We start from the raw sequence: 25,345 nt of genomic DNA on the forward strand, positions 1-25,345 counted from the left end.
AACGCGGGGGGATAAACGCCATATGCCGACGATAGCCGACAGCCTCACTTTGCCTTGTGGCGCCGTGCTGCCAAACCGCCTCGCCAAGGCGGCGATGACCGAGGGCCTTGCCGATCCGCAAGGCCGCGCCACGCCCGAGCTTGAGCGGCTCTATGGGCTCTGGGCCGATGGTGGCAGTGGTCTCCTCATCAGCGGCAACGTCCAGATCGACCGCGACCATCTCGAGCGCCCCGGCAACGTGATCATTCAGGGCCCGCAGGACGAAGCCGCGCTCGCAGGTCTGCGCGCCATGGCCAACGCCGGAACGCGGGCAGGGGGCCACCTCTGGATGCAGATCAGTCATGCCGGCCGCCAGACGCAAGTCACCGTCAATCCGCATCCCAAGGCGCCCTCTGCCGTCGCCGTCGGCCTCCCCGGCAAACAGTTCGGCCTGCCAGAAGCGCTGACCGAGACCGAGATTCTCGATCTGATCGAACGTTACGGCCACGCGGCGGAAGTCGCCAAGGAAACCGGCTTCACCGGCGTCCAGATCCACGCCGCGCACGGCTATCTTCTCTCGCAATTCCTCAGCCCGCGCGCGAACTTGCGCACCGACCAGTGGGGCGGCTCCCTCGAAAACCGCGCGCGCATGCTGCTCGCCGTCGTCGCGCGCGTGCGGGCCGGGGTGGGGCCTGCATTCCCCATCGGCGTGAAGCTCAATTCCGCCGACTTCCAGAAGGGCGGCTTCGCCTTCGAAGACAGCATGGTCGTCGCGCGCTGGCTGCAGGACGCAGGCGTTGACTTGCTCGAGATCTCCGGCGGCTCCTACGAACAGCCCGCAATGATGGACATTCAGGGCATGGAAGCGCCCGACGCGCCCAAAGTCGCCGCCTCCACTGCCGCGCGCGAGGCCTATTTCGTCGATTTCGCCAAGACCATGCGCGCCTCGCTGACGATGCCGCTCCTCGTCACCGGCGGCTTCCGCACCCGCCGCGCGATGAACATGGCGCTCGAAACCGGCGGAGCGGATGTCATCGGCCTCGGCCGTCCGCTCTGCGTTGATACCGCAGGTCCCGCCAAGCTGCTTGCGGGCGCGGACGAGCTGGACCGCTGGGAAAACAAGCTCAAGCTGCTACCGCCCTGGCTTTCGTTCCTCGGCGGCCTCAAGATGATGCGTGCGGTCGAAGGCTTTGCCGTCACCTACTGGTACTACGCCCAGATCGATGCGATCGCCCGGACCGGCCGCGCCAATATCGGCATCGCGCCGTTCAAGGCGCTGCTCACCGTCCAGAAGGCCGGCAAGGCATGGCTCAAGGCGCGCAAAGCATGATCAAGCTCACTTTCTGCCTCCACCGCCTGCCGCACTTCAGCCGCGCGGAGTTTCAGGACTACTGGATCAACCGGCACGGCCCGCTTGTTGCCAGCGTCCGTCAGGCGCTCAAGATCCGGCGCTACGTGCAAATGCATTCGCTGCCCGATGCGGAAGCTGCGCCCTTCGCCCGCGTGCGCGGCGCACCGGGGCCTTATGACGGCGTCGCGCAGCTCTGGTGGGACAGTCTGGAAGACCTCGCGACCGATACCCCCGAAGCACGCGCAGCGGGCGCGCTCCTTCTGGAAGATGAACGCAAGTTCATCGATCTGCCGCGCTCTCCGCTCTGGCTGGGCGAGGAGAAGGTGATCTTCAGTTAGGCCGCGAGCGCCGGCTCATGCCGGTGCAGCACATCCCCGCCGATACCGCGCATGCCCTGCGCGGCCAGCGAGGCGACCACGCGTTCGGGATCAAGCGCCTGCACCGTCACGCCATCGGCCAGTGCCATCGCGGCGGCCGTTCCTGCTGCTTGCCCCATCGCCATGCACTGCGGCATCCCGCGCACCGAAGCAAAGGCGGCGGGATCGGCGCAGACCAGCCGTCCGGCGAACAGCAGGTTGCTCACCCGCTCCGGCACCATCGCGCGGAATGGGATCGTATAGTATTCGCCTCTGGCCACGATGGCATCGTGGGTCATCGCCTCGTCGCCGCGCATCACGTCGTCGATCGGGTTGTCGCAGGCCACGATGCCATCTGTCGGTTTTGCGCCGGACCGCAGGTCGCTCGCCAGAATCCGGTGCACCGCTTCGAGCTTGCGCGTTTCGCGCACGCCCACCGTCGGCCCAAGCTGGTTCATCCGCGCCCGCTCGAAGCCGGGCACGTGCGCCACCAGAAACCGCGCAAGCTGATGGCACCGCCGCCGCCCTTCCTGCGTCGCGCGGGCCACGGCCTGCGGGTCGGTCCCGTCCACACCGCGAATATGCACCGAATTGCAGAACACCGTATCAGGGTGAAACCCCTTCATCAGATAGAGCTTGGCAAGGTCCGGATGGATCAGGCCCTGCGCGACGCCGAATGCGGCTTCCTCCTCGAAATAGGGATCGCCCCTGGCAAACACTCGGTCCCAGTCCGCGCCCACCATCGCGAACGAAAGCGTCACCCCCATCATGTTGCCGCGCCCGTCCCCCACCACATAGGGAACGCCCGCCCGCGCCGAGGTGTCACCATCGCCCGAGCAATCGATCACCATCCCGGCCTCAATCATCATCGGCCCGGTGCGGTCGATGCATTCCACCCGTGTGATCCGCCCACCTTCCACCACTGGCGCGCCCGCGAAAGTGTTCAGATGCACCTCTACACCTGCATCCTCCAGCATCTGGAACATGGCGAAAACAGCGGCTTCGTGGTCGTAGATTACTTCGTACCCGAAGTTCTCCAGCGTCGAGGCGCGCACTTGCGCCATCGGCGGGTCCATTGCCAGAAGCATGTCGGTCAGCTCGCCGAACACCCCGCCGATGCTCCGCCCGGTGGGATAGCCGCCGCCCCACGGCATGCCCGGGCAGAACGCCATCACGCCGCCGATCTTGCTTGTCCCCTCGATCAGGCGGACCTTGGCACCAGCCCGCGCCGCGCCGAGCGCCGCACCGAAGCCAGCGGTTCCCCCGCCGATCACCACCACGTCAGCCTGTAGATGCCGCATCACTTGCGCTCGAACACCACTTTGCCGCCAAACAGCGTCATCATGCAGCGCATGCCCTTGAGGTCTGCAGTCGGCACCGAATAGGGATTGCGGTCCCAGATCGCCACGTCCGCCAGCTTGCCCACCTCGAGCGAGCCGGTCTCCTTTTCCAGAAACAGTTGCCGCGCCGCCCAGATCGTGTGGCTTTTCATCGCGGTGTGGATGTCCACCGCTTCCGCCGTGCCGAACGGTGCCTTGCCGAAGCGGTCCCCATCGGGCTCGCGCGCCACCGATGACCACAGGCCATAGCGCGGCGCATAGGGCGTCACCGGATAGTCCGACCCGTCGCTGTAGACGATGCCGCGCTTCACATAGGTCGCGAACGGCATCATCTTCACGCTGCGCTGCGGACCCCAGCCTGCCGCCAGCGCGTCGCCGAGGAACCACAGGAACTCCGCCTGCGCTTCGGGATAGCCGGAATCGTAGGTCTTCTGAAGCCTCGCCATCACCTCCAGCGCATGCTCGGTCGGCAGGTTGGCGTGGATCAGGCTGTGCCGCAGGCCCTGCTTCGGCCACGTCTTCAGGGCCGAAGCATAGGCATCGACCACCGTGTCGATCGCCCGGTCGCCGATGGCATGCGTCCCGATCGGAATGGCTTCCTTGGTGAACAGGTCGACCATCCGGCGATAGACACCGGCATCCATCATCGGAAAGCCGGTGCCCGGATTGACATGCGATTCATCCGCTTCGAATGGCTGATACATCCACGCCGTGCGCCCGGCGCCAGATCCATCGATATAGATCTTCACCCCACAGACGTCGAGGTTGCGCCCCTTCAGCCTGGCGACTTCGCGCTTGCGCTGGCGGTAGTCGTCCACCGCCGCGCGCGCGGTCATCATGTCTGACCGCGCCGATACCAGCGTACAGGCATGGATAGGCAGCGGTGCGATGCGAGCCGCGGCGGCATAAGTGTCCCAGTAGATCCGGTCGATGCCGGGGTCCTTGAAGCCGGTCAAGCCCTGCGAGAGCGCGCCTTCGATCAGGTGGTTGAGGCCTTTCGCGCGGGTCGCGGCATCGACCGACGGCACCAGCTTTTCGAGCACATCCTGCGCGCTGTCATAGAGCACGCCGTTCAGCGCGCCCGATGCATCCTTGTCAAAGCGCCCGCCCGCCGGATCGGGCGTCTGCGCGGTGATCCCTGCCAGCTTCAGCACCGCGCTGTTCACCAGCGTATAGTGCCCTGTCGTGTTCCCCAGCGCGACAGGATGCCCGCCCGATACCGCATCAAGCTCAGCCAGCGACGGCGGTCGATGTTCGGCAATCCGGCTCTCGTTCCAGCCCGAACCCGTCAGCCAGACCCCTGCCGGCAACTCCGCCGCGCGCGCCTTTACCCGCTCAAGGAAATCGGCAACGCTGGCGACTTCGCCCAGCTGCAGGTTCGCCACTTCATCGATTCCGCCGCCCAGCGCATGGGCATGGGCATCGATCATCCCCGGCGTCGCCGTGCGCCCCGCCAGATCGATCACCTTGGTGCGCTTGCCGATGAATGCCTTGATCGCCTTGTCGGTGCCCAGCGCGACGATCCGCCCGCCGCGGATGGCCATGGCCTCGACCACCCGGTCCTTGGCATCGACGGTCAGGATCGTGCCGTGATGCAGCACGGTGTCCGCCGGTGCGGGCGCCTTGGCAGCTGCCGATGTCGCTACCAGAACCAGCGCCAGCGCGCACGAAATCGCCCCGTTTCGCATATCTACGCCCCCCAACGTTCAGCGCGCCTTACGGCATCATCCGCTGCAGTTCCTTCTCGCCGTCTAGGAACTGGTGCTTCAGCGCGCCGATCACATGCAGCGCGAACAGCGCCCACAGCGCCCAGCCCAGCAGTTCATGCGCTTCGCCGAAGCTGTCGTGCACCGTCTTCTTGGTCACTTCGTCGAGACCCATCACCATGCCGATGCGCGGCCATTCGAACAGGCCGAACCACTGCATCGGGTGGGTCGCGGCGTCCTTCCATGCCGAGTCCATGATCCACCCAGTCAGCGGCATCGCGAAAATGAAGGCATAGAGCGCCCAATGCGCGGCATGGCTGGCCTTCACTTCCCACGGCTTGTAGCTCGTGGGGAGGGCAGGGGGGCGGTGCGTCAGCCGCCACAACAGCCGCATCACGGCAAGGCCCAGCACGGTCACGCCGATCGACTTGTGCGCATCGATCAGCGGCCGCACGTTCTCATCGCCTGCCACTTCCCAGATATTGGGCAGCATCAGGTTCACGAGGATACCCAAGGCGATGATCCAGTGCAGGGCAATCGCGACGCCGCTGTATTTCCTGACCATGTCTGCTCCAAAGTCCATTTCGGTCTATTTTCCCGGATGTTCACCCACCTGCCCCTCAAACGCAATAGCCGGTTCAGGTTCGGATGACTAAGGCGCCTGTCCATGCCTTCACTCAATGCCGTGCTCGTGGCCGAGTCCCCACGCTTTACGCCGCGCCCTATTCCGCTCGTCAGCAAGCTGATCGGGATCGCCGCGCCGCTGCTGTTCGTCCTGCTCACCGCGCAGGCATTCTACCGGCAAGGCCTCGGCATGTGGTCGGTCGGTGTCGTCTATATCCTCTACGATACCGCGCTGCTGCTGTTCACCGCGTGGCAGATCCGAAAGCTGGTGGCCGATACCACGCGCCCGGTGCCGCACACCGCCGATGCGCCCACACTCGGCGTCATCGTCGCCGCGCACAACGAAGCCGGCGTCATCCACCTCACCATCAACCGCCTCCTCGCGCAGGCCCAGCCGCCCGAGGCCATCCTGATCGCCGATGACGGATCGAGCGATGCAACCCCGGCCGTCATGCTTGATACCTACGGCCTCGCGGCGCCCTGCATCGGCGGCATGGCCGAGACGGTGGTGGGCGCAACCCGCCTGCAGTGGCTGCGGCTGCCCCATGGCGGCAAGGCCCGCGCGCTCAATCAGGCGCTGCAGCATGCGCGCACCGATGTCGTGCTCACCGTCGATGCCGATACGCTGCTGGAGCCGGGCGCGATTGCCGCGATGCGGACCGCCTTCCTGCGCGATCCCAAGCTGGTGGCCGCCACCGGCGTACTCCAGCCGATCTGCGGCCCTTCACTGTCGGGCCGCCTGTTCGAATGGTTCCAATCTTACGAATACGTGCGCAACTTCCTCTCGCGCCACGCATGGATGCAGCTGAAAGGCCTGCTGCTGATCTCCGGCGCCTTCGCCGCGTTCCGGCGCGAGGCAGTGCTTGCGGTCGGCGGGTTCGATCCCGATTGCATGGTGGAGGACTACGAGCTCATCCACCGCCTTCACCGCCACAGCAACGACCACGCCCTCGGCTGGCACGTCAGCGTCGTCGGCGGCGCGCTCGCCCGCACGGATGCGCCTGCCAGCATTCGCGGCTTCCTCAAGCAGCGCCAGCGCTGGTTCGGCGGCTTCCTGCAGACGCAGTACTGGAACCGCGACATGGTGGGCAACCGCCGCTACGGCCTCGTCGGCACGCGCATGCTGCCGGTCAAGGCGCTCGATACGCTCCAGCCGATCTACGGTCTCGCCGCCTTTGCGATCCTCATCTTCCTCGTCGCAACGGGCCGCTTCTACCTCGCGTTCCCGATCCTCCTCGTGATGATCGCCAAGATCGTGATCGACCTCACCTTCCACCTCTGGTCGCTCGGCATCTACAAGCGCTGGACCGGCCGGCGCGAGGGCCTGCGCCTTGGGCCAGCCTTCATCGCCGCGCTGGCCGAACCGTTCAGCTTCCAGCTGCTGCGCCACACCGGCGCCGCGCTGGGCTGGTATGCCTTCCTCACCGGCAGCCAGACCTGGACCCGCGCCACCCGCAGCGCGCTGGAGCATCAGGCCTAGAACGCTGGATTGGTCCGCTTCGGACCTCGCAGGCTTGCGCAAGGCTGCGCCTGCGGGCAAGTCCTAAGCCGATGGGGCACAGGGGCACGCGCGGGGCATGATTGTCGGAATAGATCTGGGGACCACCAACAGCGCCGCCGCAGTTTGGCAGGACGATGCACCTGTCCTGATCCCCAATGCGCTGGGCGAGATGCTCACGCCCTCTGCGGTCTCGGTCGGCAGCGATGGCACGACCTACGTCGGCGCCGCCGCGCTCGACCGGCTGGCGACTCACCCCGAAGCCACCGCAACCAGCTTCAAGCGCTACATGGGCACCGAGCGCAAGCTGCGGCTCGGCAAGAAGGAATGGCGCCCGGAAGACCTCTCCGCACTCGTCCTGCGCGCGCTTTGCGACGATGCCGAAGCCTTCCTCGGCGCGCGGCCGACCGAAGCGGTGATCACCGTCCCTGCCTATTTCAACGACCGCCAGCGCAAGGCGACGCGCCATGCGGGCGAGCTTGCCGGGCTCACCGTGCGGCGCCTGATCAACGAGCCGACCGCCGCCGCGCTCGCCTTCGGCCTGCAGGATCAGGAAGACCGCGAGCCGTTTCTCGTGTTTGATCTCGGCGGCGGCACCTTCGACGTCTCGATTGTCGAGAAGTTCGAAGGCGTCGTCGAAGTGCGCGCCTCGGCGGGGGACAACCGGCTCGGCGGCGACGATTTCAACACCGCGCTCGCCGTCCGCATGAAACCGCTGGTCGATCCGGATGGCCGCCTCGAAAAGCTCGATGCCCGCCAGCGCGAGGCGATGCTCCACCGCGCCGCCGAAACCGCGCGGCGCCAGCTGTCCAGCGAAGACAAGGCAACCTTCGCGGTGGTGCTGGGCGAAGACCGTCTTGCCGCCGAAGTCACCGCCGACCAGTTCGAGGCCGCCTGCGAGGACCTCCTTCGCCGCCTGCGCGAACCCGTGGTCCGGGCGCTGCGTGATTGCGCGTTCGATGTGGCGGAACTCGGCGACATCGTTCTCGTCGGCGGCGCCACGCGCATGCCGGTCGTGCGCAAGGCGATCACGCGCATGTTCGGCCGCTTTCCCAACAGCTCGGTCCATCCCGACCACGCGGTGGCCCTCGGCGCGGCGATCCAGGCCGGACTGCTCAGCCGCGATGCCGCGCTCGACGAGATCCGTATCGCCGATGTCTGCCCGTTCACGCTCGGCGTCGATTCCGCCGAGCGCGATTCCCGCGGTGTCTATCAGCACGGCATTTTCTCGCCGATCATCGACCGCAACACCCCCGTCCCGGTCAGCCGCGTCAACAACTACCGCACCGTGCAGGACAACCAGAAGGAGCTCCTGTTCAACATCTACCAGGGCGAGGCGCGCGAGGTTTCGGCCAATATACACCTCGGCGCGATCAAGGTTCCGGTGCCTGCAAGACCGGCGGGCGAGGCAGGCGCAGACGTGCGCTTCAGCTACGACAGCAGCGGCCTGCTCGAAGTCGATGTGACCGTCCACGAGACCGGTGTGACCCGTAATCTCGTCATCGCGGGCGAGGCCGAAGTCATGACCGACCGCGAAGTCGCCGCGCGGCGCGAGGCACTGGCCAAGCTCAAGTTCCACCCGCGCGAGGATGCGGAAAATGTCGCGCTGATGGCCCGCGCCGAGCGCGTCTACGAGGATTTCGTCGGCGAGGAGCGCCGCATGATCGGCCAGTGGATCACCGATTTTGTCGGGGCGCTCGATAGCCAGGACCCCCGCCGCATCGCCGACGCCCGCGCCGTGCTCCAGAGCCAGCTGGAGGCAGCCAGCGGACCGTCACTGCTGTGACGCCCGCTGCGGCGCTCAAGCGGCTGGGCCTGGCCAAGGGGGCCGATGTCGCGGCCATCCGCAAGGCCTATGCCGCGCTGTTCAAGGCGATGGACCCGGACGCCGATCCGGAAGGCTATGCCCGCCTCCGTCAGGCCCGCGATGTGGCGTTGCGCGCCGCCAAGCTCGCCGCCGCACCCCCGCCTCCACTGGTGGAGGAGCCTGAAGCACCTGCTGCTGAACCTTCCGCCGCGCCATGGCTCTATGCGGCTCCTGCCGTCACGCTGGCTGAGGCGGGCGAAATGCCGCTGCTGATCGCCGGGCAGATCGAACATCCCGAGGTCGTCCCTCCCGCCCCGCAGGCGATCCATGCCCCGGCCACCCCCGATGCGGCGCTGAGGGCACTTGCAGGCCCGCCGGTCCTCGCAACTGCTGAACCGGTGCGCGCCGACGTAAGCTATCTCGCGCGGCCCGACGTTGACCTCGCGCGCCTGCTCCATGATGACGAGGCCGATCTCGCACCGCTCGACGATGCCGGCGAAACCTTCGCTCAGCGCTGTCTCGCCGCGCTGCTGGCCGAAGCAGCGACCGCCAACCTCACCCGGCACGCGCAGATCGAGGATTGGGTTGCCGATCTCCTCGCCGAAACCTGGCCGCGCAGCGCTCCCCTGCTGCGCCCCGCCGCCGAGGCGTTCGGCTGGGAAAACGAGCGCGGCCAGATTACTGAGCGCCCCTCCATCGCCTGGCTCAACGCCCGCCTGCGCGGCCTGCGCTTTCAGGACAAGGTGGCCGAACCCGATCACCCGCTGCACAAGGCTTGGGCCGAACTGACGCGCACGGGCAGCGCGAACATGATCGACAAGCTGCGGGTCAAACGCGCGGATATCAACCAGCTCCTCGAAGGCGTGCGCAAGCATTTCCCTGAGCTGGAGCACCACTTCCCGCGCGAACGCGTCGTATCGTGGGGTGATGGCGCAGCAAAAAGCGGGTCGGGCTTCGGAGTGTTCCGCCTGTTCGGCACCGGTTTCACGTTCAACGCCGGCTACGCGATCTCGATTTTTGTTGGCCTGCAAATCCTTATGGCGGTGCTGCGCATGGCGGCGCCCGATCCCACGGGCGGCCACGATCCACTGTTCGGCCCGCCCACCACCACCGCCACTGCCGATCCGGCCTACGCTCCCCTGCGCGACAAGGCGGTCGAGGAAGTCTTTGGCAAGGGCAAGACCATCGGGTGGCTGCGCGAGAAGCAGGCGAGCCTTGCGACGAATTTCGAGAGCCACATCGAGTCCGCCCGGAGCGCGGGTGGGCGTGATGAGGCCGGGATCATCTCCGATCCGCTCGAGTACGTACGGCGGCGGGTTTACTACGATGGCCGCGCTGCCGACGTGCAGACCCTGCGCGAGATGACCAAAGTCCGCCTTGCGCTCTATGAGGTCGCGCGCAAGGAAGACCCCGACGTCTGCAGTCATTTCCTCGAAACAGCGGACCTAACCAACATCCCGGTTCCAGAGGAAGTTCGCGCGCAGGAACGGGCGCTGGCGGCGCGTATGGTAGATCAGGGCGTGCTGGCCGATAGCGGCGAGACTGTTCCGAAGCAGGCGACCATACCGGGCGCCCTGATCGGCCAAGTGATCAAGGTGACCGATCTGCCGGAAGCGCGCGTCCGAGTGGTGCTAAAGGGCGAAGGGCAGCCTGCTGAACGCTGCGCGGTGATCGGCAGCCTGCTCCGCGCGGCGCTCAAGTGGCCCGGCAAGGAAGCGGTGGATATCCTCCGCGTGATGTAGGCGCACGACCCCTTGCCAGCCTCGCCCCAAGCCAGCACGATGCGGCAGTTCCAAGGGGGAGGGCAGGGGCATGGCATCACTGGCGATCACGCGGCGCGGTTTCATCGGTTCCGGCGGCGCGCTGGGCCTTGCGAGCATCTCGCCCCGCGCCATGGCCGCAGTCCTCGATCCCGCCCCCACGCGCATCTACAAGGGCGCGCGCATCCACACGCTCGATCCGGCAATACCCTCGGCTGATGCCATTGCCATTTCGGGAAGCCGCATCGTCGGCGTCGGCAGCTGGGCCGAGCTCAAGACACTCGCCTCCGCCCGCACCGAAGTGATCGACCTCGGCGGGCAGACCGTGGTCCCCGGCTTCAACGATGCGCATCTCCACGCGGTGGGGGAGAGCCTGCTGGGCGATGTGCTGGTCGGCAATCCGTTCGAAGTCGAATTCCCCACCATCGAAAGCATCATCGCCCGCCTCAAGGAGCGTGCCGCGCAGACCCCGCCGGGCCGCCTCGTGCGCGGTGAATTCTACGACGATACCAAGATCAAGGACGGCCGCCCGCTCGTCATGGCGGACCTCGACCGCGTCTCCACGACCCACCCGGTCATCGTCACCCATCGCGGCGGGCATACCGGCGTCGTAAACGGCTTTGCGCTTGAAAACGCCGGGATCACGCGCGATACGCCCAATCCCTTCGGCGGCACTTATGACCGCGATGCGAACGGCAATCTCACTGGCCGCGTCACCGATGCCGCGCTCAACTTCGTGCGCGATGCGGCGAAGGAGCCCGATCTCTCGCCCGAACAGCTGCGCGCCCGCGCGATTGCCGGGCAGGCCAAGATCAGCCAGGAATTCGTGCGCTACGGCCTCACCAGCGTCTGCCACACCGCCCCGGGCCTCGTCGCTGCCAGCACCGGCCTTGCCGACGATTTCGCTGCCATCCAGCAGATCCGCCGCGAGGGCCGCCTGCTGCACCGTGTGACCTATGAAACCTCGGGCGCGATGCTCGATGCGATGATCGCCAACGGCATCCGCACCGGCTACGGCGACGAGTGGATCCGCTTCGGCGCCACCGCCGAGCAGTTCTCGGACGGCTCGTTCTCCGAACGCACGATGTCGCGCTCGACGCCCTATCCCGGCCGCACCCCGCCCTATTACGGCAACATCATGCAGACGCAGGAGGGCCTCGATGCGCTCGTCGAAAAGCAGATGCGCGCAGGCATCCAGCCTAATTTCCACGCCAACGGCGACGTCGCCATCGCGATGGTGCTCACGGCCTACGAACGCGGCATGAAGCTGCTCGGCCCCGCCGACCGCCGCCCCAAGATCACCCACTGCACCAATGTCTCGTCGCAGCTTGTGGCCCGGATCAAGGCGCTCGGCGCGGTCCCAGCGCTGTTCACCAGCTATGCCTACTACAACGCCGACAAGTTCCATTTCTACGGTGCGGAGATGATGGAACACATGATGGCCTATCGCATGCTGATCGATGCGGGCGTGCCCGTCTGCGCGGGGTCCGATTTCCCGCCCGGTCCGTTCGCCCCCCTGATGGGCCTGCAAGGCATGGTCACGCGCAAGGGCTGGAACGGCGAGGTCTGGGGGCCAAGCCAGAAGATCACCGTGATGGAAGGCCTCAAGGTCCTCTCCAGCAACGGCGCGCACGCCAGCTTCGAGGAAGACCTCAAGGGCACGCTCACCCCCGGCAAACTGGCCGACATGGTGATCCTTGATGGCGATCCGGCCAGCATCGACCCCGAAAAGATCAAGGACATCCGCGTGCAGCAGACGATTGTCGGCGGCGATGTGAAGTACAAGGCCTGAGGAGCCCCGCATGACCTACCGCGTCGAATTCGTCGAACGTACCGGCCTCGAACTCCTCGAAGGCGGGCGCGGCACCGCCCGCTACCGCATGCCGCTGGCGGGCAACGAGAACCACGTCGGCGTGATGTACATGGGCGCCTTCACCGTGCTCGCCGAAGCGACCGCCGCCATCCCCGGCATCTCGATCCTCGATACCGCACGTTTCTACCCGATCATCAAGGATATCGCTGTCTCGTTTCACAAGATGGCTGCGACCGATGTCTTTGCCGATTTCGCGCTTGATGAACCGACGCTCGAAGGCCTCCTTGCCGATCTCGAACGCAAGGGCAGCGCCGGCTATCTCGCCGAGTTTCCGATGCGCGATGCAGATGGCGTGGTCGTCGCCACCGGCAAGGTCACCGTGAAGCTCCTCTCGCACGGCTGGCAGAAGGCCTGACTGCTATTCCACTCCTACAGGAACCCGCCATGATTGTTCTTCCCGTCACTGCCTTCGTCACTGCCGTCTGCGCGCTGATGCTGCTGATCACCGCCATCGACACCGTGCGGCAGCGCATGCGGTTGAGCGCCGCGTTTGGCGACGGGGGCGATGCCAAGCTCATCAGTGCGAGCCGCAGCCACGCGAATCTGGCCGAGCATGCCCCGATCGTCATCCTGATGCTCGGCGTGCTGGAACTGGCCCACGCCTCGCCGCTCGGCCTCAAGGCGCTCGCCGGTTTGTTCCTTGCCGCGCGCGTGCTGCACATCATCGGGCTCTATGCGCCCATCGACAGCAAGCCGCCGCTGCCGCGCTCGCTCGGCGTCATCGGAACCTGGCTGACAATGCTGGTGCTGGCCGGCTGGTGCCTCGCGCTGGCGGCGCAAGTCGGCTAGCCTGGCAACGGCCTACGCCGCGTCCAGCGCAGCTCCCAGATCGGCGAGGATATCGTCGATGTGCTCGATCCCGATGGAAAGCCGCACATAGCCCGGTGACACACCCGTAGCCGCCTGCTCGTCCGCCGAAAGCTGCGAGTGGGTGGTCGAGGCGGGATGGATCGCAAGGCTGCGCGCGTCGCCGATATTGGCGACGTGGTAGAACAGCTGCAGCGCATCGATGAAGCGCTTGCCCGCCTCGGCGCCGTCCTTCAGTTCGAAGCCGACAAGCCCGCCCTGTCCGCCGCGCAGATACTTGGCCGCAAGGTCCGCCGCGCGGCCCTTCGCCACCGAAGGATGGATCACCGAAGCGACCTTCGGATGGCTGGAAAGGAACGCCGCCACCTTCACCGAGTTGGCGCAGTGCCGCTCCATGCGCAGCGGCATCGTCTCCAGCCCCTGGATCAGCGAGAACGCGTTGAACGGCGAGATCGCGTTGCCCAGATCACGCAGCAGGATCACCCGCGCGCGGATGATGTAGGCAATCGGGCCGAGCGGCTTGATGTCGCGCGCCCACACCGCGCCGTGGTAGCTCGCGTCGGGGGTGTTGAGATGCGGCTGGCGCTCGGGGAAGGCGTCCCACTCAAAGTTGCCGCCGTCGATGATCAGGCCGCCGATCGACGTGCCGTGCCCGCCGATATACTTGGTCGCCGAATAGACCCCCACCGCCGCGCCATGCTCGAACGGCTTGATCAGCAGCGGCGCCGCGGTGTTGTCCATGATCAGCGGAATGCCGTACTCGCGCCCGATTGCCGCCACTTCGGCGATGGGGAACACTTCCAGCTTCGGATTGGGCAGCGATTCCGCGTAGTAGGCGCGGGTCTTGTCGTCTGTTGCGCGGCGGAAACCTTCGGGGTCTGCCGGATCGACGAAACGCGTCTCGATGCCCAGATCGCGCAGCGTATTGGCAAAGAGGTTCCATGTCCCGCCGTAAAGGTTTGTCGAGGCAACGATATTGTCGCCCGCCTTGGCGAGGTTGAGGATCGCCAGCGTCGTCGCCGATTGGCCCGAGGAGACCGCAAGCGCCGCCACGCCCCCCTCGATCGCCGCCATGCGCTGTTCCAGCACATCGGTCGTCGGGTTGCCGAGCCGGGTGTAGATATTGCCCAGTTCCTTGAGCGCAAAGAGGTTCGCGGCGTGCTCGGTCGAGTTGAACTGGTACGAGGTCGTCTGGTGGATCGGCACCGCGACCGAACCGGTCGTCGCATCGGCGCGCCAGCCGGCGTGGAGGGCAAGGGTCTCGGGCTTGGCTTTGGAAAGGTCGGTCATGGTCGGCATCCTGCTCCGGGAGTTTGTCATTATAGTCTATTAATTCAGTTGAGTTGGCAAGCGGCGGTAGACCACGCTGTCTGCCGTCTTGCGCAGCGGCTGCCAGCCCGGGAACTGCCGGCCCGGATCGATACGGATCACCCACAGGAACCGCACCCGCTGCGGGATCGCCGCGACCACTTCAGGCAATGCGGGGGAATCGCCGCAGCCTTCAAGGAAGGTGATCGTCGAAGGATCACGGTCAAACGGGGCGAGGCTCCGGTGGTGGATGCTGATCAACTGGCCGCTCGGCAGCTGCCACTGCCCGTTGTCGAACAAGTGCCGCCGCGCAAGGCCATAGCCCATGATGTGCCGCCGCCGATCGGTGTTCCAGCCCTTGCACTCGTCGATATAGAGCGAGACGAGGTTTACCCCGCGCGGCACCGCGTCGATTGCGGTCAGCGTTTCGGCAAACTGCCGGCCGGCCAGCGCTATGCTTGCGGTATTGGTCGCCAGCCGGGCGGAGCAGAAGAGCAGGGCCCCGATCAGCAGCGCACGCGCGACGCGCGGATCGAACAGCGGCCCTTGCGTCACAGCCAGCACAAACAGGGCCAGGATCACCCAGCCGAGCCGCATGTCGGCAAAGCGCGATCCCATGATCGTATCGGGCATCACCAGATAGAGCCCGAGCAGCGCAAATGCGGTGGCCAGCAGCCCCGCATGCACCACAAACCCGCGCGTGCGCAGGCAGATGTAGAGTGCGAAGGCGATGATCGCGGCGCCGGCGGCGTCCCACACCAGCCAGCGATCGGCCATCGCCATGATCAGCCAGACGATCTTGCGCGGCGCATCGTTGTTGGCGAGCAGGGCCACCGCTTCCTTGCCCGGACGCTGCGCCAGCATGCCCACGAGAGGGCCGAGCAGCAGCGGCGCGGTCATCAGCCCGGTGGTCCATCCGGTTCGCACGAGGCCCTTGCGGTCACGCCAGCCGGCCGCCAGCGCCGTCATGCCCGCCGCAAGGCTGAACACCGCCCAGCCGACCAGATGGCACAGCCACAGCAGGAACCCGATCGGCACGAACAGCAGCGTCCGCAGCACCGGCTTGTGCTCCAGCGCGATCCACAGTGCGATGGCATGGAAGGCGAGCGCGATCGACAGCGCGAAGTTCACGAAGCCGTAGAGGTAGGGCAGCGAGAATGCCAGGGGCAGCGCATAGAGCGCCTGCACGCCGATCCGCCCATGCGCCGCGCGCGAGAGCAGCAGCATGCCTGAAACCGTCAGCGGCGGGATCGAGCCCACGATCAGGTGGACTGCCGGCTCCAGCCCCATCACCGGCGCGAGCAGCTGCACCAGCAAATCGACGCCAAGATTGGGCAGCAGACCCCATGCGAAGCTGTACCAGATGCGCAGGACTTCCGAGCGCCCCGCATCGAGTTGCACGGCATAGCGCCCCACGTGTCCGCCCAGATCGGTGAACGGCAGAATGGGCGCAAAGATCGCGGGCAAGGCAGCCAGCGCGCTTATCAGCACAATCAGCGCGATCTCGCCAAGCGGGTCGCGGACGCGGGCACCGCCGCGCGGATCAACCAATACGGAGAACGGCCATACCCTCATCGCGCCTGCCTTTACGGGGGGTGCCATGTCCCTGTCAAAGGGCGGCTCTGGGCCGTATGAATCATCAGCCAGTTGGCAGATTGACGCCCCTTGCGCGACATGCCCTTGAGGACAATTGCGCGGGCGGCTTCCGCCGTGAAGATTAAGTGTGTGTAACGTACACGATCCAAGCCTGCCGCGCCGTGATTGCCCGTTGCCGGTCTGTGATTTTCGTCATAATCGGCAGCTTGGAACTGCCCCAATTCTTGAAGGAGTGGCCATGAGCAATTTGAGAGGATACCTCGGTCTGATCGCCCTGTCCGCCGCCCTGGCGGCTTGCGGTGGCAAGAAGGAAGAAGCTGCGGCGCCTGCCGCCGAAGCTCCCGCTGCGGCCACCTCGGCTGCTGCTGATGCGGCTGCTCCGGCTGCCGCCAAGATCGCGGCCGACGACACCACCACGCTCGACGGCACCAAGTTCGCCGACATGAAGGGCGATGCCAAGCACGGCGAGGCCGTCTTCACCCAGTGCAAGACCTGCCACGTGACCGACGCCGGCGTGAACCGCATCGGCCCGTCGCTCCACGGCATCATCGGCCGCAAGTCGGGCGAAGTCGCCGGCTTCTCCTATTCGACCGCGAACAAGGAAAGCGGCATCACCTGGACGCCCGAGAAGCTGTACCAGTACCTCGAAAAGCCGGCTCGCGTCGTCCCCGGCACCAAGATGGCCTTCGCCGGCCTGCCCAAGGGCCAGGACCGTGCGGACGTGATCGCCTACCTGACCGAAGCCACCAAGTAAGCTTCGCCAGGGCGACATCGCTGAACAAAAGCGCCGCTCCCGGGAAGGGGGCGGCGTTTTTTTGCGGTGGTTGGCGCGGATGGCCGTCATTCCGGATTTTCCCATCACCATCGACGAATGATCGCGCCTCGGCTTTGCGGTGAGCAGCCTTTGCGCACGATCGCGTTTGATGCAGATTGCACACGGCGAATCCGCTTCCCGGGGACGAACGAGCATGCGGTTCTGGGTCTGGCTTGCAATCCTCGCACTGCTCGCAAGCCCCGCAGCAGCACAACCGTCGCTGCAGCGCGCTGTCGTACTGTCTCAAGCGGAGAAGGCGGCCGACTGGCAATTGTCTCGCATGACGGACCTGTCTCCCATCCGGAAGGTGGGGCGAGATACCGCTGATATCCGTGGATGGCAGAAGGCCACGTTCTACGTCGCCCTCACCAAGATCGCCGATCGAAGCCGCAAGAGACACTACCGGAAGGCGCTGCAGGACCTTGGGCGCTCTACCGTTTGGCGGTTGGGAGATCGCCCGTTCCACGCAGATGATCACCTAGTGGGCTCTGCTTACATCTGGGCAGCGCGGCATGGTGGCGGGCGCGCGGCGCTGGCTGGAGTCACTTCGGGTCTCGACTATGTCCTGCGTCATCCTTCTCCGGCGGGTCTTGCGATGAGTGACAACCCGGCAGATCCCGATCCCGACGATCGGTGGTCATGGGCGGACGCCTTGTTCATGGCTCCGCCAACGTATGTCGAGCTGACCCGCGCGACCGGGGATCCTCGCTACGCCGAATTCGCAGACAAGGAGTTCAAGGCAACATCGGCGTTCCTGCTGGACCCCACCGAGAGCCTGTATTTCCGCGACAGCCGGTTTCTTGAACGTCGCGACCCGGCGGGCCTGAAGATCTTCTGGGCACGGGGCAATGGTTGGGTCTTCGCAGCACTGGTCCGGATCCTGGAAGCCCTGCCGGCGCGGGATGCACGCAGAGCCTATTACGAAGATCTCCTGCGGAGAATGGCATCCCGGCTACGGCAGCTGCAACGTCCCGACGGGTTCTGGTCGCCATCGCTGATGGCTGCTGCGGCAGCTTCGCCGCCGGAATCAAGCGGAACCGGGTTCATGGTCTATGGCATGGCTTACGGCGTGAAGACCGGCCTCCTTTCGCGCAAGGACTACGAGCCGGTCATCCGCTCCGGCTGGTCAGCATTGAATCAGGCGATCTCACGCGAAGGCAAGGTGGGATGGGTGCAGCAGGTGGGCGACCGTCCGGATGAAGTCCTCGCGACCGATACCCAATTCTATGGCGCCGCGGCATTCATTATGGCCGCTTGCGCCGTCGCCGATCTCGATTGGCAGTGAAGCCTCGCAGTGTGGCCGGTCCAACCGGCTGTGCCTCCCGTCAACCCAATGACATGGCAATTCGGCGGCCCGAAGCGCGGTTCGTCCAGAGACACCAGATGGCTTAGACCGGCGATCTATCCATTCGAAAGTGCATGGCCGTCGTGCGCCTTTCGTGACTACCCGCCGCAGCTGAATGCGCTCATCTCCTGAGCAACAGCAGGAGATCGACAATGCCCACCCAGACCAAGACCTTCGACCGCACGTCCACCACCGACGAGGTGCTCGCCGGGATCGATCTCACCGGAAAGCGCGTGCTCGTCACCGGCGTTTCGGCCGGCCTCGGCGTGGAGACTGCCCGCGCTCTTGCCAGCCATGGCGCGCAGGTCATCGGCACCGCGCGGGACCTTGCCAAGGCGGCCAGGGCGCTGGCCGCTGCCGGTGTCGCCAGCAACGCCGCGGAACTCGTCGAAATGGACCTCGCCAACCTCGCAAGCGTCCGGCGCGCGGCCGATCAACTCAATGCAGCCAAGCCCGTGCTCGATCTGGTGATTGCCAATGCCGGTGTCATGGCACCGCCGTTCGGTCGCACCGCCGATGGCTTCGAGACCCAGTTCGGCACCAACCATATCGGGCACTTCGTGTTCGTGAACCGGATTGCCGGCCTGATGCGGCCCGGATCGCGGCTGGTCATGCTCGCCTCATCCGGGCACCGGTTCTCGGACGTCGACCTGACGGACCCCGGATTCGAAACCACCGTCTACGAACCGTTCATCGGCTACGGGCGCTCGAAGACAGCCAACATCCTTTTCGCGGTGGAGTTCGACCGCCGCTACCGCGCGCTCGGCCTGCGTGCGACCGCCGTCCATCCGGGCGGTATCCGCACCGAGCTGTCCCGCCACATGGGCGATGAGAAGCTCCAGGGGCTGTTCGACCAGATCAACGTGGACCTCGCCAGGGAAGGCAAGCCGCCGATGGAATGGAAAACCCCGCAGCAGGGCGCTGCCACTTCGCTCTGGGCGGGCCTTGTTGCGGATGCGGATGCCGTCGGCGGGCGCTACTGCGAAGACTGCCAGGTCTCGCCCGTGGTCACCTCTGCCAGCATCGGTTTCGGCAGCCCCGGCGTGCGGCCCTATGCGCTCGATCCGGCAACCGCCAAGGCGCTTTGGGCCAGGACCGAGGAATGGGTCGGCGAGAGCTTCGATCTTCGCTCCGCTGCAACAGCGCAGCGCAAACTGCCGGACGCCTGACTCGGCATTGCAGGCCGCCGGGCAGGCTGACTGCCTGGCGGCTCACCCACCATGGAGGACGACATGTCCCTTACCGACGAGCGCGCACTGCTCAATCTGCTTGGCCACTACACCCGGGCGCATGACCATCGGGATCCCGATGCGATGGCGGCGCTCTTCACGCCTGATGCAACGATCGAGATCATGGATGCGGTCGGTGGAGCGGCGTGCCTGCTCGGCAGGCTGGAAGGGCGCGCGGCGATCGGCGAGGCGGTCCGCCAGATGATGGCACCGCATGAAGCGCGCGCGTGGAGCCAGAACGTGATCAGCGCCCCGATCATTGCCATCGATGGCGATCATGCCACGATCGACGCGCAGTTCATGGTGTTCAGCATTGTCGGGGACGAGGTTCCGGACAACGGATGGCCTGCAGGTACATTCGGCGCACAAGGCCGCATCATACCGATCGAAGCAGGGCAGTACCGACCAACGATGCGCAGGACCGCCGAGGGCTGGGCTATCTCGGCCATGCGGATCGAGCACCGTTTGCCGATGGCCTTCGGCTAGCGCGCTTTCGCGGGCTATATGCGGCCCAACAAGAAACCCGGCCCTCCAGCGTAGGGAGCCGGGCTTCTGATTTCAGCTCACCTCAGGCCGCGTGGCTGCGGCGCGCCAGTTCGCACTGCGACCAGATATCGGTCAGCGCTTCCAAGAGCCGGTCGATATCGCCGTCGGTGTGGACCGGCGAGGGGGTGATGCGCAGCCGCTCGGTGCCGCGCGGCACGGTCGGATAGTTGATCGGCTGGACATAGATGCCGTGGTTGTCGAGCAGCCAGTCGCTGATCATCTTGCACTTGCGCGCGTCGCCCACCATCACCGGGATAATGTGGCTCGGGTTGTCGAGGTGCGGGATGCCCAGCGCGTTCAGCTTGCGGCGCACCGTGCTCACCCGGTCGCGGTGGCGGGCGCGTTCGTGGCCGCTCACCTTGAGGTGCTGGATGCTGGCGCAGGCGCCGGCGGCGAGGGCAGGGGGGATCGCCGTCGTGAAGATGAAGCCCGAGGCGAAACTGCGGACATAGTCGCACAGCGCTTCGGAGGCCGCGATATAGCCGCCCATCACGCCGAAGGCCTTGCCCAGCGTGCCTTCGATCACGTCGATGCGGTCCATCAGGCCGTCGCGTTCGGCCACGCCGCCGCCGCGCGGGCCATAGAGGCCGACGCCGTGCACTTCGTCGATGTACGACAGCGCGCCATGCGCTTCGCAGACTTCGACGATCTCGCGGATCGGCGCGATGTCGCCGTCCATCGAATAGACGCTTTCGAACGCCACCAGCTTGGCGCGGCCGGGAGCGACCTGGCTGAGCTTGCGATCAAGATCGCGCCAGTCGTTGTGCTTCCAGATCACGCGCTCCGCCTTGCTGTGGCGGATGCCCTCGATCATCGAGGCGTGGTTGCCTGCATCCGAGAAGACAACGCAGTCCGGCAGGCGCGAGGCGAGGGTGCCCAGCGCCGCCCAGTTCGAGACATAGCCCGAGGTGAACAGCAGCGCGGCTTCCTTGTGGTGGAGATCGGCCAGTTCCGCTTCCAGCAGCGCGTGATGGCGGTTGGTGCCCGAAATGTTGCGCGTGCCGCCCGCGCCCGCGCCGCATTCATCGAGCACGGTGTGCATCGCCTCGAGCACCTTGGGGCTCTGGCCCATGCCGAGGTAGTCGTTCGAGCACCACACGGTCACTTCCTGCGTGCCGCCGTCCACATGCCGCGTCGCCTTGGGGAAGGAGCCGCGATGGCGCTCCAGTTCGGCGAAGATGCGATAGCGCCCTTCGCCGCGGATCCCATCGAGTTCCTGTGTAAAGAAGGCCTCATAATCCATGGCCGAAATACCCCTTCCCTTCAAAACCCTATGCGGCGCGCTCAGGCGCCCAGATGATTGCGGCGGCCGGGCAGCGCCCAACCCCACAGAGCGCCGTCGCGAAACGGCAAGGCGAGAAACACGTGTTCGAGGACGCCGAGCGCGGCCATCGCAAAGAGCAGGCTGGCACGCACCGCTTCGGCGCTGCCCGCAGGCGCGGCGAGGGCGGCCTTGCCCAGCAGCGCGGCCAGCACCACGGTGAAGACGAGAGCCAGCCCCAGCGCACCGGAAAAGCGGCGAGGGCCGAAATAGCTGCGCAGGTAATCGAGATGCGGCGGCAGCAGATCGCCCACCTGGCTCGGCACCCCGGCGTAGAGCGCGAACTTGCTGGCGAGGCGCAGAGCGAGCAGCAGCACGAAGACTTCGGCGCCGGTCGGGTTCGGCGCGTTCCACCCCAGCGACATCAGCATCAGCGCCGTCAGGGCAAGCGCGACTTCGTGGTAGATCAGCGTGGAGCCCGCATCGATGAACCGGTCCCAACCGCGCGCAGCGGGGTTGCTCGGCTCGCGGCGAGGGCCGGCGACGGCGCCCATAAGGAAGCTTGCCTCGTGCCACGACCACACCATCAGCGCGCCGACGAAGCCCACATAGGCCCCCGCCATGCCAGGCATGACCGAGCCCGCCACCACCGCGACGAGCCCGAGAATGCCGCCCGCGCCCGCCCATGCGAGCGCCCGCGGAAAGGTCGCGCGGTCGCGGTTGTCCAGCCACGCAATCAGCCCGGTGGCGAAGAACCACACGAGCAGCGTGACCACGAGGGGCACGGCATGGCCGGAAAAGCTCACCACGAAGGCTGCATCCGCACCGAAGCGGGCAGCGCGTTTTCACGCGTGCGGTGGAAGTACATGCGGGCGAAGGCCAGGCCCGCGCCGGCAACGCCGCTGTAGCGCTGGAACGCGCCCATCAGCCCGCCACGCGCCTTGCCGGCATCGATGCGGCGGCTCGACTGCAGCAGGTCTTCCATCCGGGCGCGGAAGGCCGGATCATCGGTTTCCAGCTCAATCGGGAACACCTGCCGGGTGATGGCGGTGCAGACCGTGAAGACCTTGTAGTCATACTCGGTCGGATCGACGCCCAATGCCTTGTGAAACACCGGGCGCGAGTGGTCGCGCACATACATCGTCGCGTAGACCGAAAGCAGGAAGAAACGGATCCACAGGCGGTTGCCGCCCTTCAGCAGCTTCGGATCGGCGCGCATGAGGAGGGCAAAGGCCTCGCCGTGGCGAAACTCGTCGTTGCACCATTCCTCGAACCACGAAAAGATCGGGTGGAAGCGGTGTTCGGGGTGCTTGGCGAGGTGCCGGAAGATCGTGATGTACCGGGCATAGCCGATCTTTTCCGAAAGATAGACAGCGTACCAGATGAACTTCGGCCGGAAATAGGTGTACTTCTTCGATTTCGTCAGGAAGCCCAAATCGACGCCGATCCCCGCGTCCTTCAGCGTCTCGTTGATGAACCCGGCATGCCGGCTCTCATCGCGGGCGAGGAGCTTGAACAGCATCTTCATGTCCGGATTGCGCGTGCGGCGCGCCATTTCAGAATAGAGCACGCAGCCGGAGAATTCCGAGGTCATCGAGCTCACGAGGAAATCGGTGAATTCCTCGCGCAGGTCGGGCTCAAGGTTCTCGATGATCCCTTCGAAGCTTTCCTTGCGCTTGAAGTGCAGCTTGTTGCGGTCCGCCTGCATCTCGGCGATCAGGTCGTCCCACTCGGCGCGCACCGGGTTCACGTCGATCGCATCGAGCGCGGCGAAATCGGTGGTGTAGAAGCGCGGGCTCAGGACGGTTTCCTGCCGGGCCATCGCCATCGTGTCGAGCTTGCCATCGCTGCCAAGGTCCAGCCCGGCGGCGGCCGCCGCGCGGCTGAATTCGCCATGATCGGGGGAGTTCGGGTCGATCTTGGTAGGGGCGTTCATGACACTCTCCCGGGTGTGAAGCTGACTTCGTAGAGTTCGGTCAGGTCGAAATAGGCGGCCAGCCGGATCCAGGCCCGCACGAGCGGACCTGCCCGTGTTACGGTTGCCATCCGGTCGATCGCGAGGCTTTGACCGAAATCAACCTTGATCGGCGCGCCGTGGACTTTCACGCGGTCGCCCGGCTGCAGCTCGATATCGCCCGCGAGACGGACATGCGCGTGGAAGTGCTCCGGCGTCTGCTCGATCTCGATGCGGCAAGGGGTATCGAAGCGGCTGGCAGCCATCAGCTGGCGCCTCCGGGCAGCATGGCGGCGAAGGCGGCGCGGTTGTCCGGCCCAAACGAACCCAGTTCGATGGAGCGGCCGGTGGCCTTGTCCTCGAGGCTGAGCGACTGGTTCTTCCACAGCGTCAGCGTGAAGGGCGGGGCCATGCCGATGCCGTGGATATGCCGGTCACGCGCCATGCCGCGCATCACACCGCGCACGAAGCCGTTGCCCGGCACCCCGTCAACCAGCACGCGCACGGTCTCGCCCGTTGCGACGTCCCGCACCACCACCGCGCCGTCGGCCCGGTCCGAGAAGGTGAGCTGGCGCACGATCACCGGCGCGACATGTGCTTCGCTGCGGACGACGGCGGGTACGGCCTCACGGCTCAGCACGCCGACCTTGACCAATGTGGTCAGCGCGAGCGCGGTCAGCACCAGCATCGCGGCCGAGGCCACGGCATGCTTGGGGATCGTCTGTTCGTGATCGTGAACCAGGCTCATGCGGTGGCCTCCCTTGCGCCCATCGCCGGGCGCGGTGCGGTGGTGGCGGGTGCGGTCGTTTCGCTGCGCTGCTGCACCGGCATCACCGCCGCGGTCGCCTTGGCGAGAATGCCCGCGACATTGGCCGCATCGGGCAGGGCGCGCAGCATCGGCTGCGGCGCGGCAAGGCGGAAGGGCCGGGCATGCGGCCAGAGCATCGCATAGCCGAGCATGCTCGAACCCTGCAGCGAGAGCGCGATGTCGCCATAGCCTGCGCCCAGTTTGCGCAGATCAGCCCCGGAGAGCTTCACCAGCGGCAGATTGATGCACTTGCTGAGCGCGACGCCGATCCGCAGCACCACGCGGCGGTTGGTGATCGTGTAGACGGTGCTGCGCGCCACCATGAGCGCGAAGCCATAGGCAAGGCCGAGCGCCAGCAGGCCAGCGACAGCCGTCAGCAGCGCGCCGAGCGGGGTGCCGCCGACCATCGCCCATGCCACAAGGACCGCAAAATATCCGCCGATCCACCGCACGCCCAAGGCGCTGCGGGCAAACACCCGCGCATCGGGCGCACCCTGCCAGAGGATCGCCTCACCCGGAGGCAGATCACCCGGCAGGCCGCGGATCGGCTCGATATCATGCTCTCTCACAGGATCGGCTCCTGCCGTCCGGCGTTGGCGTAGAGATAGCCGCCGCCGAAGTAGCCGATCACGCGCTCTTCCTCGTAGCGGGTGATCTCGGTCGCGCTGGCAAGCTGCGGCACGGCGTCATAGTCAGCCGCGTTGATCGCATCGATGTTCACGCCCGAAGTGCTGACCGAAGCCATCGCCATCGGGGCAAGCACGGTCTTGCCGCTGGCCGTCTCGACCTGCAGGTAGCGCACCTGATGCTCCGCGCGGTCGATCCACAGGTCGGTCACGGTGCCAGCGACCTTGCCGTCTGCCGCCGTCACCTTCATGCCACGCGGATCGGGACCGCCCTTCCATACCGAGATGTGGTCCTCGGTCGAAAGCGGCACGATGCGGGCGCGGCCATGCGCGTCCTGATCGGGCCACTTGGCGCGGTTGGCGTAGGACGCGGGGCCAACACCGTCGACGAGCGGATTGCCGGTCGGCACATAGGGCGCGCCGGGGAAGTTTTCATAGCGCTTGGCGGCGATGTCCACCGGCTCGCGGCCTTCCTCGCGCGGGAGCGGATAGGACACCGTGCCGCGATCGAAGGGCAGGCGGAAGGTCTTGGGCAGCGCGGTCGAAAGCGGGCCGCCCACGCTCTCGATGAAGCCGTTGATCTCGTCTTCAAGCGGATAGCCCTCGCGGCGATCCTCGCGGCGCAGCCAGAACACCAGGGCGACGAAAAACAGGAAAAACGCCCAGAGGGCAATCTCCGCGACGTCGATCGAGCCAACTACATATGCGGTTTTCATCGAACTTTCCTTTCCCGGATCAGGGCCCCGGAGGCCGCAAT

Annotated in this window: 24 protein-coding genes; 12 read left to right on the forward strand and 12 right to left on the reverse strand. The window is 66.1% G+C overall.

Going from position 1 to position 25,345, the window contains the following annotated elements:
• Positions 1-22: 22 nt before the first annotated feature.
• Together NDB2M1_RS16445 and NDB2M1_RS16450 are read left to right on the forward strand one after the other, a co-directional pair.
• Positions 23-1,309, forward strand: coding sequence for an NADH:flavin oxidoreductase/NADH oxidase family protein (locus NDB2M1_RS16445; RefSeq protein ID WP_072383957.1), 1,287 nt, complete (start codon positions 23-25; stop codon positions 1,307-1,309).
• A complete protein-coding gene (locus NDB2M1_RS16450; RefSeq protein ID WP_072383958.1) occupies positions 1,306-1,668 on the forward strand; it encodes an EthD domain-containing protein in 363 nt (120 codons plus the stop codon). The genes NDB2M1_RS16445 and NDB2M1_RS16450 overlap by 4 nt, the downstream gene beginning before the upstream one ends.
• Here NDB2M1_RS16450 and NDB2M1_RS16455 read toward each other — a convergent pair.
• From NDB2M1_RS16455 to NDB2M1_RS16465, 3 genes are read right to left on the reverse strand one after another with little or no spacing between them, the layout of a single operon-like run.
• On the reverse strand, positions 1,665-2,987 hold the full coding sequence (locus tag NDB2M1_RS16455; protein ID WP_072383959.1) for an FAD-dependent oxidoreductase: 1,323 nt from the start codon (positions 2,985-2,987) through the stop codon (positions 1,665-1,667). The two genes, NDB2M1_RS16450 and NDB2M1_RS16455, sit on opposite strands and share 4 nt — an antisense overlap.
• A complete protein-coding gene (locus NDB2M1_RS16460) occupies positions 2,987-4,714 on the reverse strand; it encodes an amidohydrolase (RefSeq protein WP_072383960.1) in 1,728 nt (575 codons plus the stop codon). The genes NDB2M1_RS16455 and NDB2M1_RS16460 overlap by 1 nt, the downstream gene beginning before the upstream one ends.
• Before the next feature lie 28 nt (positions 4,715-4,742).
• On the reverse strand, positions 4,743-5,315 hold the full coding sequence (locus tag NDB2M1_RS16465) for a cytochrome b (RefSeq protein ID WP_253185922.1): 573 nt from the start codon (positions 5,313-5,315) through the stop codon (positions 4,743-4,745).
• Between the two features lie 84 nt (positions 5,316-5,399).
• Here NDB2M1_RS16465 and NDB2M1_RS16470 point away from each other — a divergent pair, with 84 nt between their 5' ends.
• The 6 genes from NDB2M1_RS16470 to NDB2M1_RS16495 all read left to right on the forward strand — a co-directional run bounded on the left by NDB2M1_RS16470 (position 5,400) and on the right by NDB2M1_RS16495 (position 13,083).
• A complete protein-coding gene (locus tag NDB2M1_RS16470; RefSeq protein ID WP_072383962.1) occupies positions 5,400-6,836 on the forward strand; it encodes a glycosyltransferase family 2 protein in 1,437 nt (478 codons plus the stop codon).
• Positions 6,837-6,933: 97 nt separating this feature from the next.
• On the forward strand, positions 6,934-8,640 hold the full coding sequence (locus tag NDB2M1_RS16475) for an Hsp70 family protein (RefSeq protein ID WP_072383963.1): 1,707 nt from the start codon (positions 6,934-6,936) through the stop codon (positions 8,638-8,640).
• Positions 8,637-10,403: a hypothetical protein gene (locus NDB2M1_RS16480; RefSeq protein WP_072383964.1), complete on the forward strand. Its 1,767-nt coding sequence runs from the start codon at positions 8,637-8,639 to the stop codon at positions 10,401-10,403. Before NDB2M1_RS16475 ends, NDB2M1_RS16480 begins: the two co-directional genes overlap by 4 nt.
• Positions 10,404-10,473: 70 nt before the next feature.
• On the forward strand, positions 10,474-12,213 hold the full coding sequence (locus NDB2M1_RS16485) for an amidohydrolase (RefSeq protein WP_083554927.1): 1,740 nt from the start codon (positions 10,474-10,476) through the stop codon (positions 12,211-12,213).
• Between the two features lie 10 nt (positions 12,214-12,223).
• The gene (locus NDB2M1_RS16490; RefSeq protein ID WP_072383965.1) at positions 12,224-12,649 is read left to right on the forward strand and encodes a PaaI family thioesterase; all 426 of its coding nucleotides are present in this window, start codon (positions 12,224-12,226) and stop codon (positions 12,647-12,649) included.
• A 29-nt stretch (positions 12,650-12,678) separates the two neighbouring features.
• Positions 12,679-13,083, forward strand: a complete 405-nt coding sequence (locus NDB2M1_RS16495; RefSeq protein ID WP_083554928.1) for an MAPEG family protein — start codon at positions 12,679-12,681, stop codon at positions 13,081-13,083.
• A 12-nt stretch (positions 13,084-13,095) separates the two neighbouring features.
• Here NDB2M1_RS16495 and NDB2M1_RS16500 read toward each other — a convergent pair whose 3' ends face one another.
• Together NDB2M1_RS16500 and NDB2M1_RS16505 are read right to left on the reverse strand one after the other, a co-directional pair.
• Entirely contained in the window at positions 13,096-14,391 is a 1,296-nt protein-coding gene (locus NDB2M1_RS16500) for an O-acetylhomoserine aminocarboxypropyltransferase/cysteine synthase family protein (RefSeq protein WP_072384000.1), read from the reverse strand.
• A 39-nt stretch (positions 14,392-14,430) separates the two neighbouring features.
• Positions 14,431-16,011, reverse strand: coding sequence for a GtrA family protein (locus tag NDB2M1_RS16505; RefSeq protein ID WP_143146808.1), 1,581 nt, complete (start codon positions 16,009-16,011; stop codon positions 14,431-14,433).
• Between the two features lie 232 nt (positions 16,012-16,243).
• Between NDB2M1_RS16505 and NDB2M1_RS16510 the strand changes: the two genes are divergently transcribed.
• From NDB2M1_RS16510 to NDB2M1_RS16525, 4 genes are all read left to right on the forward strand, one after another.
• Complete coding sequence (locus NDB2M1_RS16510) at positions 16,244-16,759, forward strand: c-type cytochrome (RefSeq protein ID WP_072383967.1); 516 nt, start codon at positions 16,244-16,246, stop codon at positions 16,757-16,759.
• Positions 16,760-16,973: 214 nt separating this feature from the next.
• Positions 16,974-18,104, forward strand: coding sequence for a glycoside hydrolase family 88 protein (locus NDB2M1_RS16515; RefSeq protein WP_072383968.1), 1,131 nt, complete (start codon positions 16,974-16,976; stop codon positions 18,102-18,104).
• 212 nt (positions 18,105-18,316) lie between these two features.
• Positions 18,317-19,333: an SDR family NAD(P)-dependent oxidoreductase gene (locus tag NDB2M1_RS16520; protein ID WP_072383969.1), complete on the forward strand. Its 1,017-nt coding sequence runs from the start codon at positions 18,317-18,319 to the stop codon at positions 19,331-19,333.
• A gap of 63 nt (positions 19,334-19,396) precedes the next feature.
• Positions 19,397-19,879 carry a nuclear transport factor 2 family protein gene (locus tag NDB2M1_RS16525; protein WP_171955426.1) on the forward strand — a complete coding sequence of 161 codons (483 nt, stop codon included), beginning with the start codon at positions 19,397-19,399 and terminating at the stop codon, positions 19,877-19,879.
• A gap of 82 nt (positions 19,880-19,961) precedes the next feature.
• Here NDB2M1_RS16525 and hemA read toward each other — a convergent pair whose 3' ends face one another.
• From hemA to puhA, 7 genes are all read right to left on the reverse strand, one after another.
• Positions 19,962-21,182 carry a 5-aminolevulinate synthase gene (gene hemA, locus NDB2M1_RS16530; protein ID WP_072383971.1) on the reverse strand — a complete coding sequence of 407 codons (1,221 nt, stop codon included), beginning with the start codon at positions 21,180-21,182 and terminating at the stop codon, positions 19,962-19,964.
• A gap of 41 nt (positions 21,183-21,223) precedes the next feature.
• The gene (gene puhE / locus NDB2M1_RS16535; protein ID WP_231625088.1) at positions 21,224-22,006 is read right to left on the reverse strand and encodes a putative photosynthetic complex assembly protein PuhE; all 783 of its coding nucleotides are present in this window, start codon (positions 22,004-22,006) and stop codon (positions 21,224-21,226) included.
• A complete protein-coding gene (acsF, locus tag NDB2M1_RS16540) occupies positions 22,003-23,028 on the reverse strand; it encodes a magnesium-protoporphyrin IX monomethyl ester (oxidative) cyclase (protein ID WP_072384001.1) in 1,026 nt (341 codons plus the stop codon). The genes puhE and acsF overlap by 4 nt, the downstream gene beginning before the upstream one ends.
• 104 nt (positions 23,029-23,132) lie before the next feature.
• Positions 23,133-23,420 carry a hypothetical protein gene (locus tag NDB2M1_RS16545; RefSeq protein WP_072383972.1) on the reverse strand — a complete coding sequence of 96 codons (288 nt, stop codon included), beginning with the start codon at positions 23,418-23,420 and terminating at the stop codon, positions 23,133-23,135.
• Positions 23,420-23,902: a photosynthetic complex assembly protein PuhC gene (puhC, locus tag NDB2M1_RS16550; RefSeq protein ID WP_072383973.1), complete on the reverse strand. Its 483-nt coding sequence runs from the start codon at positions 23,900-23,902 to the stop codon at positions 23,420-23,422. Before puhC ends, NDB2M1_RS16545 begins: the two co-directional genes overlap by 1 nt.
• Positions 23,899-24,531, reverse strand: coding sequence for a photosynthetic complex putative assembly protein PuhB (puhB, locus tag NDB2M1_RS16555; protein WP_072383974.1), 633 nt, complete (start codon positions 24,529-24,531; stop codon positions 23,899-23,901). Before puhB ends, puhC begins: the two co-directional genes overlap by 4 nt.
• Positions 24,528-25,304 (reverse strand): photosynthetic reaction center subunit H, encoded by a 777-nt coding sequence (puhA, locus tag NDB2M1_RS16560; protein WP_072383975.1) that lies wholly within the window; start codon positions 25,302-25,304, stop codon positions 24,528-24,530. Before puhA ends, puhB begins: the two co-directional genes overlap by 4 nt.
• Positions 25,305-25,345 lie beyond the last annotated feature (41 nt).

The organism is Novosphingobium sp. NDB2Meth1 (assembly GCF_900117425.1).
In the GTDB taxonomy this organism is placed as follows: Bacteria; Pseudomonadota; Alphaproteobacteria; order Sphingomonadales; family Sphingomonadaceae; genus Novosphingobium.

Coding starts and splice junctions, on each gene's coding strand:
- NDB2M1_RS16460 (WP_072383960.1), bottom strand. CDS start 4,714: ATGCGAAACGGGGCGATTTCGTGCGCGCTGGCGCTGGTTCTGGTAGCG.
- NDB2M1_RS16500 (WP_072384000.1), bottom strand. CDS start 14,391: ATGACCGACCTTTCCAAAGCCAAGCCCGAGACCCTTGCCCTCCACGCC.
- NDB2M1_RS16485 (WP_083554927.1), top strand. CDS start 10,474: ATGGCATCACTGGCGATCACGCGGCGCGGTTTCATCGGTTCCGGCGGC.
- NDB2M1_RS16545 (WP_072383972.1), bottom strand. CDS start 23,420: ATGGCTGCCAGCCGCTTCGATACCCCTTGCCGCATCGAGATCGAGCAG.
- NDB2M1_RS16520 (WP_072383969.1), top strand. CDS start 18,317: ATGCCCACCCAGACCAAGACCTTCGACCGCACGTCCACCACCGACGAG.
- NDB2M1_RS16490 (WP_072383965.1), top strand. CDS start 12,224: ATGACCTACCGCGTCGAATTCGTCGAACGTACCGGCCTCGAACTCCTC.
- NDB2M1_RS16510 (WP_072383967.1), top strand. CDS start 16,244: ATGAGCAATTTGAGAGGATACCTCGGTCTGATCGCCCTGTCCGCCGCC.
- acsF (WP_072384001.1), bottom strand. CDS start 23,028: ATGGCGATGGCCCGGCAGGAAACCGTCCTGAGCCCGCGCTTCTACACC.
- NDB2M1_RS16465 (WP_253185922.1), bottom strand. CDS start 5,315: ATGGACTTTGGAGCAGACATGGTCAGGAAATACAGCGGCGTCGCGATT.
- puhC (WP_072383973.1), bottom strand. CDS start 23,902: ATGAGCCTGGTTCACGATCACGAACAGACGATCCCCAAGCATGCCGTG.
- NDB2M1_RS16450 (WP_072383958.1), top strand. CDS start 1,306: ATGATCAAGCTCACTTTCTGCCTCCACCGCCTGCCGCACTTCAGCCGC.
- hemA (WP_072383971.1), bottom strand. CDS start 21,182: ATGGATTATGAGGCCTTCTTTACACAGGAACTCGATGGGATCCGCGGC.
- NDB2M1_RS16475 (WP_072383963.1), top strand. CDS start 6,934: ATGATTGTCGGAATAGATCTGGGGACCACCAACAGCGCCGCCGCAGTT.
- NDB2M1_RS16445 (WP_072383957.1), top strand. CDS start 23: ATGCCGACGATAGCCGACAGCCTCACTTTGCCTTGTGGCGCCGTGCTG.
- NDB2M1_RS16470 (WP_072383962.1), top strand. CDS start 5,400: ATGCCTTCACTCAATGCCGTGCTCGTGGCCGAGTCCCCACGCTTTACG.
- NDB2M1_RS16515 (WP_072383968.1), top strand. CDS start 16,974: ATGCGGTTCTGGGTCTGGCTTGCAATCCTCGCACTGCTCGCAAGCCCC.
- NDB2M1_RS16525 (WP_171955426.1), top strand. CDS start 19,397: ATGTCCCTTACCGACGAGCGCGCACTGCTCAATCTGCTTGGCCACTAC.
- NDB2M1_RS16495 (WP_083554928.1), top strand. CDS start 12,679: ATGATTGTTCTTCCCGTCACTGCCTTCGTCACTGCCGTCTGCGCGCTG.
- NDB2M1_RS16505 (WP_143146808.1), bottom strand. CDS start 16,011: ATGGCACCCCCCGTAAAGGCAGGCGCGATGAGGGTATGGCCGTTCTCC.
- puhA (WP_072383975.1), bottom strand. CDS start 25,304: ATGAAAACCGCATATGTAGTTGGCTCGATCGACGTCGCGGAGATTGCC.
- NDB2M1_RS16455 (WP_072383959.1), bottom strand. CDS start 2,987: ATGCGGCATCTACAGGCTGACGTGGTGGTGATCGGCGGGGGAACCGCT.